This window comes from Natronococcus roseus, assembly GCF_043677095.1.
In the GTDB taxonomy this organism is placed as follows: Archaea; Halobacteriota; Halobacteria; order Halobacteriales; family Natrialbaceae; genus Natronococcus; species Natronococcus roseus.
Window position 1 is genome coordinate 293,043 of record NZ_JBHLJR010000002.1, and the last position, 16,374, is coordinate 309,416.

Consider the following 16,374-nt stretch of genomic DNA (forward strand, 5'->3'; position numbering starts at 1 on the left):
GCTTTCGCCGGCAGAGCGTTCGTTGTTGATTGTGTCGCCGTCCCTCGGATCCCATGATATTGCCGCCCGACGTCCCCCCAGGCACTCTGCTTGGACCCAGCTATAAAACTGCATACCCCCGTCCGTTTGCGATTGGAGACACCCTCTGCCAGTTAAATTCTCGATAGTCCGATTTCATGAAGAGTGGTCTGTGACTGCGGCTTTCTATGGCCAGCCATCAGTCAGAACCAATACACTATTATATTCAGTATACACACACAAACACGATGATACCAAATCAAAATCAACTCATGCGGATCGCAGGAGTGGTTGGAATTGGCCTGTCGCTACTCGTGATTCTCCAAGAGAACGGGATCATCTGAACCGGTTTGGTTTCGTCGTTACCTCCCGGTATTGATTGAGCCGACTGCCTTCCGGCGTTCCTGGCCGGTGCAGCGTTTCGAGATGGTATCCACGGTTTAGGCGGTGGTGGCGAGGCCTCTCACAGCAGCCTCCGATCTGTGCGTGAGTCCAACATATACCTCAAAAGTGATCTTCCTACCAGGAGTGGACTGAGCTGTCGGTGGCAGGGCCCGGAAACCCGTACCATTGGTAGTGAGGAGTGTCTCGTTGCGCTTCACCCGCCCACCGACCAACAGCCTTCGAAATATTCGAGCACTCATCGAGATTGTTTCTTAGCCCATTCAGCTCGACCGAAAACCAGCTACCCTCACGTCTGTTCCCATTCCGTCAAGTATGCGAGTCGCGAACCGAATGAGAGGGGGAGCGAGTCACCGTGAGAGCTCCAGACACTGGTTTTACCTCTCTCAGGGAGGGTGCTCGGCAAGCTAGCGACGACTTGACTTCCTGTCGAGATGGTGCTGGCCAGAATAGTTTTCAGTTGAGGTGAACCACTGCTGTTCGAGGAGTGGGGTTGGTGTGTCCCCCACGGCCTCACCGCGTTGCGTGATGATTACTACCCTTGGACAGCTTCACGGCCGCTGCTGAGTAGGGCTTCAGTTTGCACAGGGAGTAATCGCGTGTAAGAGGGTGGAAGAGCCACCAACTCTTCTCGGTCAGCGGGAGACCGTCCACCACCTACGCTCGAGGCGAACCAGTCCTCGAGTGTGAGCACCGCCACTCCACGGGTGCTCTTTTGTTCCAAACCCGACGGGGTTGTTAAATCTTCCTAAGAAGGTTAGTTTTGTTTATCAGTGACATGATCGTGTTTCGATGATCGGTTGGAGTCGCCGGTCGAGCCGACAGTATCCCATCGCTCGGTCAGCTCCATCCAAAATTAGCGGCGGAATGTACGAGCCTACCGGCTGGCTCGCTACGCAGGATCGCTTAGCGTGTCACAGGCCTCTCATGTCTGCGGTGGGCTGTCGGCGCCCGGCTCGAGTTCCGACCGTGGGGTGACCGACACAGTGCCCGTCTGATCGATGGTGACCGTGTACTCACCGTAAGTAAAGGAAACGACACCGGTGAACTCCGTCCGGGAGTGTGGACTGGGGTGAATCAACCTCTCGAGTGCCGTCACGTCGATTACGGCCTGTACCGGTGGCTCGAGGGTCGCCGGCTCAACCCCCTTCTCGGCGGCAATCTTGCGGGCGATTTCGACACCCAGTTCCGGTGGTTGCATAGTTCCGGCCACCACAGCCGACTACTTGAAACTCAGTCAGACATGCCCTCACTGAGAACGCTGGTTGGCTCACCAGGGTTTTACCGTCCCTTTCATGCCTGATCGCCAGCCTTATGACGGTCTGCATCACCAGTCCAGCGTGTGATGGACTACCAATGGAACACGCTGACGCGGATCCTCAGCTCACAGCTCTCGCCCATCGGCGCCGGCGGGCTGTCGTAGCTTGTGTCCGCGAACACAACGTTGTGGCACTTGCCGATCTCGCGGACGAACTTGTCGTCGAGGAGCACGGAACGACGATCGACGGCATCTCCGCTGAGGTCGTTACGGAGCTGTATCTCTGTCTGTATCATCAACACATTCCAACACTCGAGGACGCGGGTCTCGTCACATACAACCAGGAACGGGATCTCGTAACGATCACCCAGACAGGAACCAGTGCACACACCTACCTCGAGGAACGGCTGTATCAGTTCAATGGACACGAGCCTCGACCGTCACACGACTGTCCGGACGAAGGGTCGTGTTGAATCCGCCGCGCTCGAGCCACCAGGTGTGGTCTCACGGTGAGTGTTTCGGCTCGCGGTCGCTTCCGGACCAAGAAGGTGGCCACCGCCTCGTCCTTTTATCGCGGGTCGGCACTCGCTGCTCGAACCGATCGGGGGTCGCGGCGGGTTGGGCCTCGACCACATGTCGAAGACGGATAGACTGTCCCCGCGAGCGGATTAGGGGTGGCTGTACTCGAGCAACAGACTAACCAGTCCGAAGTAGCCGAGCAGGGCGAGGGAGACGGTCAGAACGGCCAGAAATAGGAGGGGAACCGATCGCCGGGCCGCCGTCGAACTCCCGTAACTCACTGTGGCCCCCCGTGTCGGTGGGCGAACACGCGTCGTAGCGTGGTGTCGGTTATCGCTCTCGGTAGCGGTTCAACAGGCGTGTCCCTGAGGCTCGTTGTGTTCATATTCCATAGTGTGTGCTGGCACTCAAAAACACCAGTCAGACGGATGTCAGACGATGCCGTCTCGACCCGTCGGAGTCCCTGTCGAACGCTATCCAGGGTGCTCTTGCTCGCGCGAGGCGCGTCGGCACGCTGGGTTCTACTCCGAACCCCTGCCGACGTCACTGTCGCAGTCGTGACTGGCTGGCAGACATGGGCGTATTCGACCTCATCGCTTCCGGGCCTGGCCGGTTACCAGGGCACTGGGACTGAGCGTCACCCCGTGAACCGGTTCTCACCGTGCCAGCCACCGGTACGGGGTGGGACACAATTTAGCTGGAGCCACTGTGTGTCTCCCGTGTCCAACCAGTGTGCTGGCTGTCCCGGCCGGACCGGGCTCCGGTCATACCAGACATAGCCAGTAGATATTTTCATGTGTAGATATACATGTCAGACGGTACATGTCACACACCGTCGTGGTTGACGGGACGACAGTCACGGTCGGAGCGCAGACGAGGCTGCCAACCCTCCGGAAGGCGATAGGAATCGCACACGAGACGACCGCCTTCTACCGAACGAACGACGTCATCCGAATCCTCGATGACTCCGAACCCGTCGCGACACAGGTTCCAGATGGGGCGGTCATCGAGTTTCGCTCCGGACCGATCGGTCCGGACACCGACCTCGAGGCCGACGACAGACGGGGCTCGAATGGGGACTAAAAGAAATGCAACGACGGAGAGAACGAGGGAGACACCGAACAGAACTGAGGGTCGCCAGACCGGGAGCAGGGTTCAACGCGGACAGGCTCAGAGTGGGCGCTTTTCTCTTCTCAGTTGCTCGCCACGGGATTCACCCGCGCCGTCGACGGCGCCACCGTTGTTGAGGTCACGGTAAGTCGTACAGTCAGGACAACCCGAGACGGTCCCGTCGGCACCGAACACTCGGATGAAATCCCGGGTGACGTACGCTCCACAGTCACTACAGTGTGGCATACTTGAGTCGTTCGCGCCCAGTTACTAATAACTATGGTGATATAAGGGGAATTAATATTTCTACCCTTGTATTGTGGTAAACTCCCCACAGAGGTTTCGATCGGACACGCTCAAGAGGTAGAATAGCTATCCGGTCTAGTCGGTCATGGCTTGGCCGTCTCTGACAGCTTCGTGTCCTCGTCCAGTCGTCCAGTGCCACCACAGATTGGCTTTGAATCAACGCTTCCTGGATCGATGGCGAGAGCGTCGAACCCACGTACCTCGAGCCTCGTGGCGCCATGCAGTTTCGATCGGGTTAGTGTCGCCTGGTCAACTACCCCACCCTACTTCGCTCACCCTGACGGGTTCGCTCGTGGAGGGTGGGGCTTGTCCATGAACTCGGCCTCGAACCCTTCCGGGTGGGCGGTAAATCCGCCACTTGGCATCACTGTTCCAGACTGTAGGGCAAGTTGACTGTTGCCCGTCCGCCGAGACGACTGTTGGCCCCGACGGACATACCGCATCCCGATGTTCTTCGCTGCGTTGTAATCCGCGTTCGCTTCCGACTCGCACTTCACGCACCGGAAGTCGTTTCGGGTCGGGCGATTCTCGTCTGCTGTGAAACCACACTCTGCGCACCGCTTCGAGGTGTACGCCGAACCCACCTGCTTCACCGAGATTCCTTCGGCTTCGGCCTTGTACTCCACTTGTTCGTAGAGTGTTCGGAACGCCCACTTGTGACCCCACGACGCTCCGGTTCGGTCGCGGATGTGAGTCAGGTCCTCAAACACAATTACGTCACAGTCGTACCGGAGTGCTTCGTCTACGATGGCGTTCGACGCCCGGTGTAGTACGTCACGGACGTAGCGAAGTTCGCGGTCACTCGACTGTTCGAGCGTTCGGTGGGCGCTTCGCGTCCCGGTCTGTTGGAGTCCGGCACGTACCTTCTCGAACTCGCGGAGGTTGTGGGTCAACTCCCGCCCGCTGAAGAAGTAGGCGGTGCTTGTGACGGCGAGGTTTTCGATACCGAGGTCAACCCCGAGAACCGTTCCGTCCTCGGCGGTGTTCCGCTCGGTGTCATTCTTGTGTCGGCGGAAGCCGATATGTAAGTGGTAGTCGCCATCACGGGCGGTGAGCGTACTTTCCGTGACGCTCCACTCGTCTGAATCGAGGTACTGCCGTTGGTAGCCATCGTCGGCGTCGGGTAGAGCAAGGTCACACCGGACGCGACTCTCCGTGGTGGAAAGCGACACCGTATCGTCATCAAACAGCGTCATAGTCCGAGTATCGTACCTCACCGTGGGTGCGGTGAAGGTCGGTTTGCTCACCTTCTTGCCTTTCGACCGACGTTCGATACAGCCGGTGATGGCTTGTGCAGCTTGGTGGGCGGCGAGAATCGCGTGCTGACTACCGAGGTCGGTGTGTTCGCGTACGTCGTCGTAGGCAAGGGGCTGTACGTCGCTTTTCGCGCTACAATTTCCCCACGCCATATCCGTGGCGATTTGGCAACCACGCTTCCACTCGGAGATAGTATCTTCGAGGAGGTCGCGTTGCTCGTCCGTAACCTCAAGACGAGTGATTGCCGTCCGACGCACGTAGTCGTCTGCCACAATTTCAATGTGAGTGGATGGCTACTTATAGATTGGTGCTTGTGACCGATGCGAACGCGCTCTCCCCCTCCATACTCGCTCCCTCCGGTTGCTCCTTAAGGATAGCGCGGAACCGAAGGTTCCGCTGACCATGCGAACGGCGAAGCCGTGAGCAGAAGGGGACTCCGCGCGACCTCGAAGTTGACAATCTCCTCGGCCGTCAGTGTTGGAGCCACGCCGCCCGCACCTCGTCGTCTGGGCTCACTCGGGAGTCGGTGTCCGCCAGCGGACCTGATCGACGTCGCTCGCGAAGTGGTAGTACTTCGTCGTCTCCGGCAGGTTCTCGCGAGAGCTCGGCTCTGCGCGGACACACCGGAGCCACCTCCCGTTTGCTCGGTCCAAGACGACGACCTCGTCGAACGTGAGGCGGCGGCCGTTTTGTAGCTCGACGATAATGGCTCCCACTATAGTCCTCCGTTTGAGTGTGTTTCTTTTGTTCTATTGTATGCATTTATAATTATTGTGTGTTAGAATACAGTAGAGAACTGGGTCGGTGAGGAATTGCTCGTCGAGAGCAGTACAACAGGGAAGGGGAGACCTTCTCGCGGCCCATCGTGCGCCATCCGGGCCCGCTGTTCGGCGTCCGTCTCGAGGGGTCATCGAACGCGTCGGCGACTTCGAGGGACGAGCCGACCGACATCCTTGGAGAGGGGGCGGCGCTGTTTGCGGTCCGTCGTTCCGACCAGCGTCTCATAGGGAGTGCCTCGAGCAGACGGTTCCGATCGACTCACCATGGACCGACAGCGGAGTCGGTGCCCGTTCGACGAACATCCTGCTCGCGGTCTGGATCACAGAGCGGTCGGTCACGCCCCAGGGGAAGAAGAGTCCCGTTCAGTCGGCCGTCGCCGGCAGCTCGGCCTCCTGGAGGCGCTGCTCGGCCTCGTCGCGATCTTCGGGGTAGCCGACGTCGATCCGCCAGCCCTCGAGGCCGATCGCGTCGATCGTCCGACCGTTCTGGATCAGCAGGTCGACGGCGTCGCTGAGTTCGTACTCGCCGCGGTCGGAGGGCTGGATCTGGTGACAGGCATCGAAGATCGCCGGCGAAAACGTGTAGAAGCCCGTCATCACGAGATTGGACGGCGGGTCGTCAGGTTTCTCGACGACATCCGTAATCTCGCCGTAGGCGTTGGTGTCACAGACCCCGTAGCGCGAGGCCTCCTCCCACGGCACTTCCTCGACGAGGAACGCGGCGTCCGTACGGTTTTCCTGCTGGCGCCGGACGACGTCCTCGAGGTTCGCCGCGAAGACGTTGTCACCGAGGATCAGCATGAAGTCGTCCTCGATGTGCTCTTCGACACACGACAGCGCGTGGGCCAGTCCGTTCTGCTCGCGCTGGTGGGTGTAGGAGATCGGGACGCCGCGGTACTCGTCGCCGTAGTGGTCGATAATTTTCTCCTTCAGGTAGCCGACAACGACGATCAGTTCGTCTGCTCCCAGCTCGACGAGCTGATCGAAGCAGTGTGTCAGGATCGGCTCCTCGTCGATCTCGACCATACCCTTCGGCTTGTCCTCGGTCAGCGGCCGGAGTCGTGTTCCCTCGCCGGCGGCGAGTACAACAGCTTGCATAGTCCCGACAGATGGGATCATCATATAATAGATTTTTGCATGCAAAATAGGAATTTAAACAGAGACAGTTACCGTCGTATCCCGCCTCGAGGCTCACCGTGCGTTGGCTCGAGCTGATAGCCGTTCGACTGAAGGTATTTCTACGGTCGCCGGTCGGATCGGGGACCTCAGTCGTGGAGACCGGTCGTCGAGTACTAAGACTGGCGCACCAGCGGCTCGTACCACTCGCGGTTGGTCCGGTACCAGTCGATGAACTCCCGGACGCCCTCGCGGATATCCCGCGTGGGTTCGTACCCCAGGAGGGCGTTCGCTTTCTCGATGTCGGCGTGGGTGTGGGCCGCATCGGCCTCCCGGGGATTCGTGTACTCGAGCCCGAGTTCTGGCGCGAGTTCGTCGCGGATCACTTCGGCGAGCGTCTCGATATCGATGTTGTCGGTGCTCCCGACGTTCAGAATCTCGCCGTCCGCGGCATCGTCAGTCAGCAGCTGCTGGTTGACGTCGACGACGTCATCGATGTAGGTGAAATCGCGGGTTTGCTGGCCGTCGCCGTAGATCACTGGTGGTTCGCCGTTGAGACACCGCGAGACGAAGTTGCTGATCGCCATATTGGGTCGCATCCGCGGGCCATAGACGGTGAAGTAGCGCAGGGACACTGTGGGAAGGCCGTACACCTCGCTGTAGACGCGGGCGTACTGCTCGCCCGCGAGCTTGGAGACACCGTAGGGGCTGACCGGCGTCGTCGGATGGGCCTCGTCGTAGGGGAGATACTCGGGCTTGCCGTAGACTGAGGATGAACTCGCGAGGACGACCCGCTCGGTCTCGGAGTCGCGGGCGGCGTCGAGGACATTGAGAGTCCCGTCGACGTTGATCGAGTTCGGCTTCCGTGGGTTATCAACGCTGGTTCGGACGCCCGCCTGGGCGGCCTGGTGGTAGATCACGTCCGCCTCGCCGACGAGGTCATCGATGAGGTCGTCGTCGCGGACGTCGCCGTTGACGAACTCGTAGCCGCCCGTGGCTGTCGAAACCCCATCGTCGTACTGGACGGTGCCGCCCGCTTGGGTCGCTTGTCCGTCGGCAGCTGCGGCCGCCGCCTCTGCGGCTTGGCGACCCCGCTTGATGTTCTGTTCTTTAATCCCGGTATCGTAGTACGGATCGAGGTTATCCAAGGCAGTAACGTCGTGGCCCTCCCGCGCGAACGCTTCCGCAAGGTTGCCGCCGATGAATCCGGCGCCACCAGTCACTAATACATTCATTATCCGAGTGATGATATCCCACTCACAAAAACATATCGTTCCGTCGGATTTCGGCTTACAGTCGGGGTATCGCCGACTACGGACGGTTGTGTTTCGCCGGAAGGACACGGGCCCCCTCCGATGAACCTTAGGCGCGCTCGCGGGTAGCGACTGTTCGGACGGTTGGGTTTGACGACGCCGACCGTGAGCGGTTCTTGATCAGCGGTGTCGCTGTACGCGCCCGCGATCAGGCAGCGGTCCGCTGGCCGTCAGCGGAACACACCCGCTTGCGAATGCGGCCCTGCCATCTCCGTCCGTCTTGTGTACCCGCTGCAGAGTCACTGGTCGGAACGCCGGCGGTGATCCTTCGCCATCGGCCCTCGCCTACACTACCCGGGGTCCAGACGAGACCCACACCGCCGCCGCAGGACTATCTATCACCGTCTTTATGCGTAAAATTACAGATGGATTATAGGACAGATAGATCTATATATTAGTATACAGAAAGACCAGAGCAGTGATGGCTCATCGACATAGAGTCTACCGTTCGCTGATTAGACAGCGAGCAAGGGTAAGTGGTGTGAAGCGGGCGGCGGGGTGGTGGGTGAATGGATGAGGCCCGTCCCGCGTGTCTGACGCTTGATCTCGAGAACGACTGGTACTTCGACGATCCCGAGTACGATCACCTGACCTTCGAGTATCTCGACGACTACATCGACCTCATCAAACGGGTGGACGTACCAGTGAGCTTCTTCGTCGTCGGGAAGACGATCGAGAAGTACCCCGATGCGATCGATCGGCTGGATCGCGAACTGGACTCCGAGTTTCACCTCCACTCCTACCAGCACGACACGTCGAAAGCGTACGACTTCCAGGCCGAGGTCCGAGCGGGGAAGGGGGCGTTCGAGGCTCACTTCGGGTACGCGCCCACTGGGTATCGCGCGCCACAGGGCAACATCGACCCCGCGGAGTTTGCGATCCTCGAGGAAGAGGGGTTTGTCTTCGACTCGAGCGTCTTCCCGTCCGTTCGGCCCGGCGTCTACAGCAACCTCGACAAGCCGCTGGCGCCGTACCATCCCACAGAGACCGAGGAGCTCGTCGAGGTCCCGATCGCGGCGACGCCCGGTACACGGATCCCGGTCTGTCAGAGCTACCTCAAGCTGCTGGGCCGGCCCTACCTCGCCTACCTCAAGTACGCCCCGCTGCCGGAGCCACTGGTGTTTAACACACACCTCCAGGACTTCTTCCGGACCGACTCCCACGACCGCCTCGCCCAGCCCAAACGGACGATCATGAAGCGCAACCTCGCGGACTCACGCGAACTGTTCGTCGACGCGATCGCCCGGCTTCGAGAGCGGGGCTACGAGTTCCGACCGATGACGGAGCTCGTCCGGGAGTCGGCCGGGGACGCTGTCGAGCTTACGACCGCCGGTGCCGCGAAACGGGACGCCTCGAGCACCGAGTCGGAGCCGGTCGAGTCACCGATCGCTGACTCTCAGGAGCAAACGGACAAATCAATAAGCTCTGACTCAGTTGTTACAGACAGTCAACTCGAATGATTCCCGAACAGTACCGGCGCCATCTCTGGTATCGGCTGGCACGGACGGCTCCGACCAACGCGAGCCGCCGCTTTGCCCTCCGGCGCATCGGGTTCGTCGAGGCCGGCACCGACACCTATCTCGGGCCGTCGGTTACGCTCACACCGCTTGGCGGGCCGACGCCCGGCCGGACGCTGCTCACGCTGGAACCGCGGGCGACCGTCAGCCCGGACGTCACCTTTCTCACCTCGATGCATCCCGAAGAGGCAGAGATTCCGGGCTATGACGGCGAGCGGGCGCCGATCGTCGTCAACGAGGACGCCTGGATCGGCGCCGACGCCACGGTTCTGGGAGGCGTGACGATCGGCGAGCAGGCGATCGTCGGCGCCGGCGCCGTCGTCACCGAGGACGTCCCGCCACGCACCGTCGTCGGCGGGGTTCCGGCCAAGGTTATCGACGAGGTGGCTCCCGAGCGAGCTGCTGACACTCCTGCAGACGGAGAGGACGAGTCTCCCGAGACGGAGGACGAGGTGTCCGGAGTCGTATGAGCCGATCCAGCCCCCGTGCTCTCGTCCTCGACGGTCGGACGCTCTCGAGTCTCGCGGTGGCGCGTTCGCTCGGCCGCCAGGGATACGCCGTCGACTGCGCCGAGGAGTTTCGGGCGAACATCACGTCGTTTTCGAAATACGTCGACGAGACGATCACGTACCCCGCGGCCGACGAGGCGCCCCAGGCGTTCCGACACGCGATCCTGAGTGCGCTCCACGAGACCGACTACGACGTCCTCGTGCCGACGCGGGACGCGACGACGGCGTTCGTGTCCGACCACCAGGACGAACTGAACGCACACACCAACGTCTACGTCGCGCCGCCGGACGTGATCGGGACGTTCGACGATAAGGGCGAGACGGTCAAGCTGGCCCGCGAGTGTGGTGTCCCGACCCCGACGACGTACTTTCCGGAGGAACAGTCCGTCGCAGAGATCAAGGCCGAAGCCGACTACCCGGTTCTGATCCGGCCGCGTCGGAGTTCGGGCTCCCGTGGAATCACCCGCGTCGAGTCGGCCGCGGAGTTCGACGACGCGTACGAACGGGTCGCCGCCGAGTTCGAGGCGCCGATGGTCCAGGAGTACGTCGCGAAGGCGAGGTATACGACCGCCTGTCTCCTGTTGGACGACGAGCAACGGGAGCTGGCGTCGTTTTCCTACGAGCGCCAGAAGGAGTATCCCCGCAGCGGTGGGCCGACGGTCGTCGGCGAAAGTACTGATGATACGGCGGCCAAGCAGGCCGCAAAAGAGTTGCTGCAGGCCGGCGACTGGCACGGCCCAGCGGAGGTGGAGTTCATCGTCGATCAGGAGGGGACGCCGCGGTTGCTCGAGGTCAACCCCCGGTTCTGGATGCCCGTGCAGTTGGCGATCAGCGCGGGGGTGGACTTTCCGGCCAAACTCGCCGCCCTCGCCCGGGGGGAGGCCGTCGAGCCGACGACGACGTACGAGACCGGGGTCACCTATCGGTGGGTGCTTCCCTACGAGGTCCTGCACACGATCGACGCCCGGCGGCCGGCCAGCGGCCTGCGCGAGGTCGTGTCGACGATCGGTGACGGCACCTGTTATGGGGCGCTCTCACTGACCGATCCGGGACCGGTGCTTGGGACCGTCGCCCAGAGCCTGGCGTTTCTGACCGACGCTGAGAAACGCCGCAGCGTCCTCGATCGGGCCGTCAGCGGCAAGAAAGGAACTGGTGCCGAGGCGAGCGGCGCTGAGCACACTGGTGGGCGGGCAACCGACGACGAGGGTAGTGGCACTGAGCACACCGTTGGACAGGCCACCGGCGACGATGACTAGGTTGACACTCGCTCCGTCGAATCAAGGGGGCTCTTTTGGCATGGCCGTCAGGCCCGCTGACGCTCGGCCTCAAGCACCCGTCCTCGAGCGGCGACACACCCTATGGTAGCACGGCTACTCTACCCCGTAGTCGCGGCGGGCCTGCACACGAGTGGCTGGCTCCAGGACGGGCGACAGTACGAGGCGCCGCTCCGACCCGATCGGCTCCTATGGATCGACCCGACCGCTGTCGTCCACAAGCCGGTGACCAAGCCCGCGAGTGGGCGGCTCCCGCCGACGCTCGTCGCCGGCGGCGACTGGGACCTGGATCTCGCCCCGATCGAGGACGATATCGTCTACCGGGCGTTTCACGACCGGTTCGTCGAGGAGCGGCTATGGGACGAAACAGGATACATCGAGTTCCTCGCTGACGACGTCTCGGAACACGGCGACCGCTCGCGGGCCGAGGCACGAGAGCGGTGTCGGGACCTGGACGCCCTCTACCAGTACATCGCGGAACATGGCTACAAGCCACAGGCACAGCTAGAGCGGGAGGGGGCGCTGCTCGACGGGCTCTCGGGCTCGCTCCGCCCGCCCACCTACCGGGAAATCGCAGTCGACGTCACGCGGGAGGGGGAGTTCGTCTGGCACGCCGGGATGCACCGGCTGGTGATCGCCCAGCTGCTCGAGCTCGAGGAAATCCCCGTGCGAGTCAACACCCGCCACGCCCAGTGGCAGGCGATCAGAGACGCCGCCGCCAACGGGGACGAAATCCACCAGAACGAAACCCATCCAGATCTCGAGTATCTCAGTACGTAACTAATGTCACGATCACAGTCACGACCGACCCTGACGTATCTCATCAACGCACTCGAGTACGGCGGCGCGGAGATCGGCATGCTCCGCCTGCTGTCGGGCCTGGAGACCGAGGAGTTCGACGTCACCGTCGTCACGCTGCGCGGCGCCGAGCCGGCGCTCGAGCGCGACCTTCCCGACCACGTCACGCTCGAGCAGTTAGCTCTGGACGAGGGCGTGGGGGTCGGGAAGCTCCGCACGCTCGTCCGGACGATTCGGGCGGCGGATCTCCTGGTCGGCTCGCTGTACCCCTCCGTAGTCGTCGGCGCGGTCGGCGGCACTGCGTTGCGCGTGCCGACGATCTTCTCCTGGAAGCATAATACGACCGCCGGGGGTCGGCTCAGTCGGCTGGTGAACAAACTCACCTTCCGGCTCTCCGACCGCGTCCTCGTCGATTCGGACGCGACGAGGAGGCTGATTTCGGAGTGGGGGATCGGCGACCAGCGGATCGTCAAGCTGCCGATCTCCGGGATCGACGTCGACGACCATCCGCCGGCCGACCACATAGCAACTGGTTCCGATGTCCGGATCGGGACCGTTGGCTCACTCACCCTGCAGAAGGGGTATCCCGAACTGCTCGCGTGTGCGAGGCGGCTGCCGGAGTACGAGTTCCACGTCGTCGGCGACGGTCCGCTGGCCGACGAAATAGCACAGGGACCGGACAACGTCGTCCTGCACGGCACCGTGAGTCAGGACGAGCTGCAGGAGCTCTGGCAGTCGTTCGACATCTACTTCCAGCCCTCACGGTGGGAGGGGCTCTGTATCACCGCCATAGAGGGAATGGCAAGCCGGCTTCCCGTCGTCGCTAGCGCGGTCGACGGACTGACTGAATCGGTCGTCGACGGTGAGACCGGCTACCTCGTCGATCAGGGCGATATCGAGGGCTACTGCTCGCGACTGACCGAACTGGCGACCGATCCGGATCGGCGTAGTCAGTTCGGGACGGCGGGTCGAGACCGCGTCCAGGCGGAGTACTCGGCCGAGGCCTTTGCAGCTACCTTTCGCGAGGTCGTGGCGGACGCGACCGCGTGACGGTACTCGGCTCGTGGTTGGAAGACTAGCGGACGGAGGGGACGCCATCGACGCAGGAACCGAGTCCAGGGCCGAGGCTATGGGGTCAGCGCCGCTTCTCGGTAGGTATTTGTGCGTTGATGGGAACGTTCAACTGAATTCATGTCTTCGGATGAGACGCTTCGCATTCTGCGGATTACAAGCAGTCTGTACCCCGAGAAGCTGGGCGGGATCGGGCTGCACGCCCATACGATGTCCAAACTGCAGGCCGAGGCCGGCCACGACGTGACGGTGCTGACCTCCGATTACGGTGACCGCTCGAAGCCCCGGAACGAGGTGCGTGCGGGCTACCAGATCCTGCGCTACCGGGAGGTGGGGCGGCCGCTGGGGAACACGATCACGCCGGGGGTCCTCGAGGGACTGCTGAGCCGGCGGAACACCTACGATATCGTTCATATCCACTCGCATCTGTTTTTCACCTCGAACGTCGCCGCGGCCATCGAGAAACTGGGGCTCTTTGACGCGCCGGTCGTCGTCACCAACCACGGTGCGGCCGTCGAGACCGGCCCGCGGTTGATTACGGACGTCTACTTCCCGACGCTCGGGAAGTTCACGTTCAACGTCGCCGACGTCGTCTTCTGTTACACCGAGACCGACAAGGAACTGCTGCAGGACGCCGGGGTGACGGCGCCGATTCGAGTCGTACACAACGGGATCGACGTCGAGACGTTCCGGCCGCTCGAGGACGTGGCGACGGATCCCAACCAGATCTTGTATGTGGGAATGCTGAAACGCAAGAAGGGGATTCATCACCTGCTGCGGGCGTTCGACCGACTGCAGGACGACTATCCCGAACTCGAGCTGAAGATCGTCGGCGACGGCCCCTACGAGGCCGAACTGAAGGAACTGCGGGCGAGCGAGGGGGTTGAGAACGTCACCTTCACCGGCCGGATCGACAACGGGGACCTGCCAGCCGTCTACAACGAGGGGGCCGTCTCCGTGCTGCCGAGCGAGAGCGAGGGCCTGCCGCGGGTCGTAATGGAGGCGATGGCCTGTGGCAATCCGGTCGTGACCTCCGACCTCCCCCAGCTGGAGGACTTCGTCGAAGGTGCGGGCCGGCAGGTGCCGTACGGCGACGTCGAAGGTCTCCGGGACGCGCTCGAGGCGATCGTGACCAATCCGGACGCCCAAGCGGAGATGGGCGCCACCGGCCGCGAGCGGATCGTCGAGTCGTACTCCTGGGAGGAAACCGTCCAGCAGACGACCGACACGTACCACGCGTTGGTAGAGTGAAAGCGCGGCTCTAGGTTCACGACACCGCACAGTGAGATTTCCGGCATCATTATAAGAGCGAGTAGAATAATCAAGAGAAGAATGGGTATGAGTTCGTCTCGCTTCGAGGGTCGGGAAACGGAGCTCAACTTCCGACACGCCGACCGATGGGTGTCGAAGGGGTCCGCACATGTCCGCGGGCAGGTCTACTACGATGGGAAGCTCCTCTCACAGTCGGAGTTTGCAGCTCGAGTCGATGCGATCGACTCGAGCGCGGCGCTACAGACGTTTCTAGCCGAGTCGAACGGCTTCTTTGTACTCGTCACGACGGTGGCTGACCGAGTCCTCATCGCTGCCGACCACGTTCGGTCGTGGCCCCTGTTCTACGGCCTAGGTGACCAGGAGGTGTACATCAGCGACGACGCACAGTGGGTGCACGAACGGACGGGGGAGCCCGCCCTGGATCCGATCGCCGGGACCGAATACCTGCACACGGGCTTCGTCTCAGCCGACAGAACACTGAGTCCAACAGTCAGTCAGATTCAAGCCGGAGAGGTCGTCGAGGTCGATCTAAGCGAGGCGACGGACCCGGTTACGAGCAGCCGGTATTGGAAGTTCGAGCTTGGGAATGGGAACCGACAGCCCAGTCTTAAGGAACTCGACGAGTATGCAGTTAGCGCAACCGAACGACTCATCGAGTACGCAGACGGGAGACCGATTCTGCTCGGACTGAGCAACGGCTACGACTCGCGGATGATTGCCCTGCTCCTATACCGATTAGGGTACGAAAACGTCATCACGTACACCCACGATCTGACGGCGGGCTATGCCAAAGACGAAATCGATGCCGCGAAGAGCATTGCCGACGATCTCGGGTTCGAGCACGTGACGGTCAACGTTGACCACGCTAACTTCCGTGAGTTCTACCAGAGCGACGCCTGGGACGAGTTCCACGAGGCTGTTGGCTATCTGGGGAGCCTGCCTGACATTGGAGAGATAGTAATGCTTCGAAAACTGCTCAGCGAAAACGAGATCGACGAAAATGCGATTCAGATCAGAGGGCACTATCTCTATCCTGCCTCGGCACGTATTCCGGAATATATCACCAAGCGAAATACCATTTCGAGAGACGAGTTCGTACAAGACATTTGGGAAGGTCATTATAACCGATGGGATACACACTCTAAAGAGATATTTTCCAGCGACCCAGAGGAGATCAAAGAGCTGAGGAATAATATCCACGAGAGGATACCCGTAGATATTTATCAGAATAGCGAAACGGAACCAAATACAAAAGCGCTGAATGGGTATATAGCCTGGCTATGGCAAGAACGGGTCCCAAAGCTCCTCTCAATCGACTACGAACTCGACTTTACTGGCTTGGATAAGTGGTGGCCGCTCCTTGATAAGGAGTATTCGGAGTTCTGGACGGAGGTCGATTATAATTTGGTCCTTTCTGGAGACCTCCACAAGTCGTATATCGAGTGGCTCGATACCGAAATCAGGGGTGAAGATATCGATCCGATAACCGAATTCGGTGGCGGTGGAACGGGATCGTACTATCAGCTGAAATCGGTGTACGAGAAGGCACCGCCGAAACTGCGGAAACGCATCCGACGACTGTACTTCCGGGTGTCCGGCTATCTTTACGACGACTCCTACGAGGAGGATCCACGATACGGCCTCCTCTCACCCGAGACGTTCGACCAGTACTCCCTTCATCGCTTAAACTCCAAGCGGTCGAACTGGGTAGCCCTTCATATCGCTCTTCTCTCTTCCGACGGATTCATTGGGTTTAATGAGACCACGGAGATAGACGCAACCGTCCCGGAACGATGAGAGGGGCTACGTCAGCCTGCTTGTCTGTGACCGACATTACTTAATTCTAGTATCACTC

At 61.1% G+C, this 16,374-nt stretch carries 16 protein-coding genes; 9 read left to right on the plus strand and 7 right to left on the minus strand.

All coding sequences use genetic code 11. The features are described 5' to 3' along the window. Positions 1-1,345 precede the first annotated feature (1,345 nt). Positions 1,346-1,621, minus strand: coding sequence for a HalOD1 output domain-containing protein (locus tag ACFEMD_RS06080; protein ID WP_394740073.1), 276 nt, complete (start codon positions 1,619-1,621; stop codon positions 1,346-1,348). A 155-nt stretch (positions 1,622-1,776) separates the two neighbouring features. Between ACFEMD_RS06080 and ACFEMD_RS06085 the strand changes: the two genes are divergently transcribed. Then, the gene (locus tag ACFEMD_RS06085) at positions 1,777-2,151 is read left to right on the plus strand and encodes a DUF7344 domain-containing protein (RefSeq protein WP_449560119.1); all 375 of its coding nucleotides are present in this window, start codon (positions 1,777-1,779) and stop codon (positions 2,149-2,151) included. A gap of 195 nt (positions 2,152-2,346) precedes the next feature. Here ACFEMD_RS06085 and ACFEMD_RS06090 read toward each other — a convergent pair whose 3' ends face one another. Then, the gene (locus ACFEMD_RS06090) at positions 2,347-2,478 is read right to left on the minus strand and encodes a hypothetical protein (RefSeq protein ID WP_394740075.1); all 132 of its coding nucleotides are present in this window, start codon (positions 2,476-2,478) and stop codon (positions 2,347-2,349) included. Between the two features lie 541 nt (positions 2,479-3,019). On the opposite strand from ACFEMD_RS06090, the gene ACFEMD_RS06095 reads away from it, so the two are divergent. After that, positions 3,020-3,280: a hypothetical protein gene (locus tag ACFEMD_RS06095; RefSeq protein ID WP_394740076.1), complete on the plus strand. Its 261-nt coding sequence runs from the start codon at positions 3,020-3,022 to the stop codon at positions 3,278-3,280. 87 nt (positions 3,281-3,367) lie between these two features. Here ACFEMD_RS06095 and ACFEMD_RS22045 read toward each other — a convergent pair whose 3' ends face one another. From ACFEMD_RS22045 to ACFEMD_RS06115, 5 genes are all read right to left on the minus strand, one after another. Beyond that, positions 3,368-3,553, minus strand: a complete 186-nt coding sequence (locus ACFEMD_RS22045; RefSeq protein WP_449560117.1) for a DUF7563 family protein — start codon at positions 3,551-3,553, stop codon at positions 3,368-3,370. 332 nt (positions 3,554-3,885) lie between these two features. Then, complete coding sequence (locus ACFEMD_RS06100; RefSeq protein WP_005558574.1) at positions 3,886-5,142, minus strand: RNA-guided endonuclease InsQ/TnpB family protein; 1,257 nt, start codon at positions 5,140-5,142, stop codon at positions 3,886-3,888. A gap of 240 nt (positions 5,143-5,382) precedes the next feature. Continuing rightward, positions 5,383-5,586, minus strand: coding sequence for a hypothetical protein (locus ACFEMD_RS06105; protein ID WP_394740077.1), 204 nt, complete (start codon positions 5,584-5,586; stop codon positions 5,383-5,385). A gap of 426 nt (positions 5,587-6,012) precedes the next feature. After that, entirely contained in the window at positions 6,013-6,747 is a 735-nt protein-coding gene (gene aglF / locus ACFEMD_RS06110) for a UTP--glucose-1-phosphate uridylyltransferase AglF (RefSeq protein WP_394740078.1), read from the minus strand. Between the two features lie 194 nt (positions 6,748-6,941). Then, positions 6,942-8,000: an NAD-dependent epimerase/dehydratase family protein gene (locus ACFEMD_RS06115; protein ID WP_394740080.1), complete on the minus strand. Its 1,059-nt coding sequence runs from the start codon at positions 7,998-8,000 to the stop codon at positions 6,942-6,944. 587 nt (positions 8,001-8,587) lie between these two features. On the opposite strand from ACFEMD_RS06115, the gene ACFEMD_RS06120 reads away from it, so the two are divergent. The 7 genes from ACFEMD_RS06120 (at position 8,588) to ACFEMD_RS06150 (ending at position 16,316) form a co-directional block, all read left to right on the plus strand. Beyond that, positions 8,588-9,538 (plus strand): polysaccharide deacetylase family protein, encoded by a 951-nt coding sequence (locus tag ACFEMD_RS06120; protein WP_394740081.1) that lies wholly within the window; start codon positions 8,588-8,590, stop codon positions 9,536-9,538. Continuing rightward, entirely contained in the window at positions 9,535-10,065 is a 531-nt protein-coding gene (locus tag ACFEMD_RS06125; protein ID WP_394740082.1) for an acyltransferase, read from the plus strand. The genes ACFEMD_RS06120 and ACFEMD_RS06125 overlap by 4 nt, the downstream gene beginning before the upstream one ends. Beyond that, positions 10,062-11,360, plus strand: coding sequence for a carboxylate--amine ligase (locus tag ACFEMD_RS06130; protein ID WP_394740083.1), 1,299 nt, complete (start codon positions 10,062-10,064; stop codon positions 11,358-11,360). The genes ACFEMD_RS06125 and ACFEMD_RS06130 overlap by 4 nt, the downstream gene beginning before the upstream one ends. A 102-nt stretch (positions 11,361-11,462) precedes the next feature. Then, positions 11,463-12,158, plus strand: coding sequence for a hypothetical protein (locus ACFEMD_RS06135; RefSeq protein WP_394740084.1), 696 nt, complete (start codon positions 11,463-11,465; stop codon positions 12,156-12,158). A 3-nt stretch (positions 12,159-12,161) separates the two neighbouring features. Beyond that, positions 12,162-13,226, plus strand: a complete 1,065-nt coding sequence (locus ACFEMD_RS06140; RefSeq protein WP_394740085.1) for a glycosyltransferase family 4 protein — start codon at positions 12,162-12,164, stop codon at positions 13,224-13,226. Between the two features lie 141 nt (positions 13,227-13,367). Continuing rightward, positions 13,368-14,498, plus strand: a complete 1,131-nt coding sequence (locus ACFEMD_RS06145) for a glycosyltransferase family 4 protein (protein ID WP_394740086.1) — start codon at positions 13,368-13,370, stop codon at positions 14,496-14,498. 87 nt (positions 14,499-14,585) lie between these two features. Next, entirely contained in the window at positions 14,586-16,316 is a 1,731-nt protein-coding gene (locus ACFEMD_RS06150) for an asparagine synthase-related protein (protein WP_394740087.1), read from the plus strand. Positions 16,317-16,374: the final 58 nt, after the last annotated feature.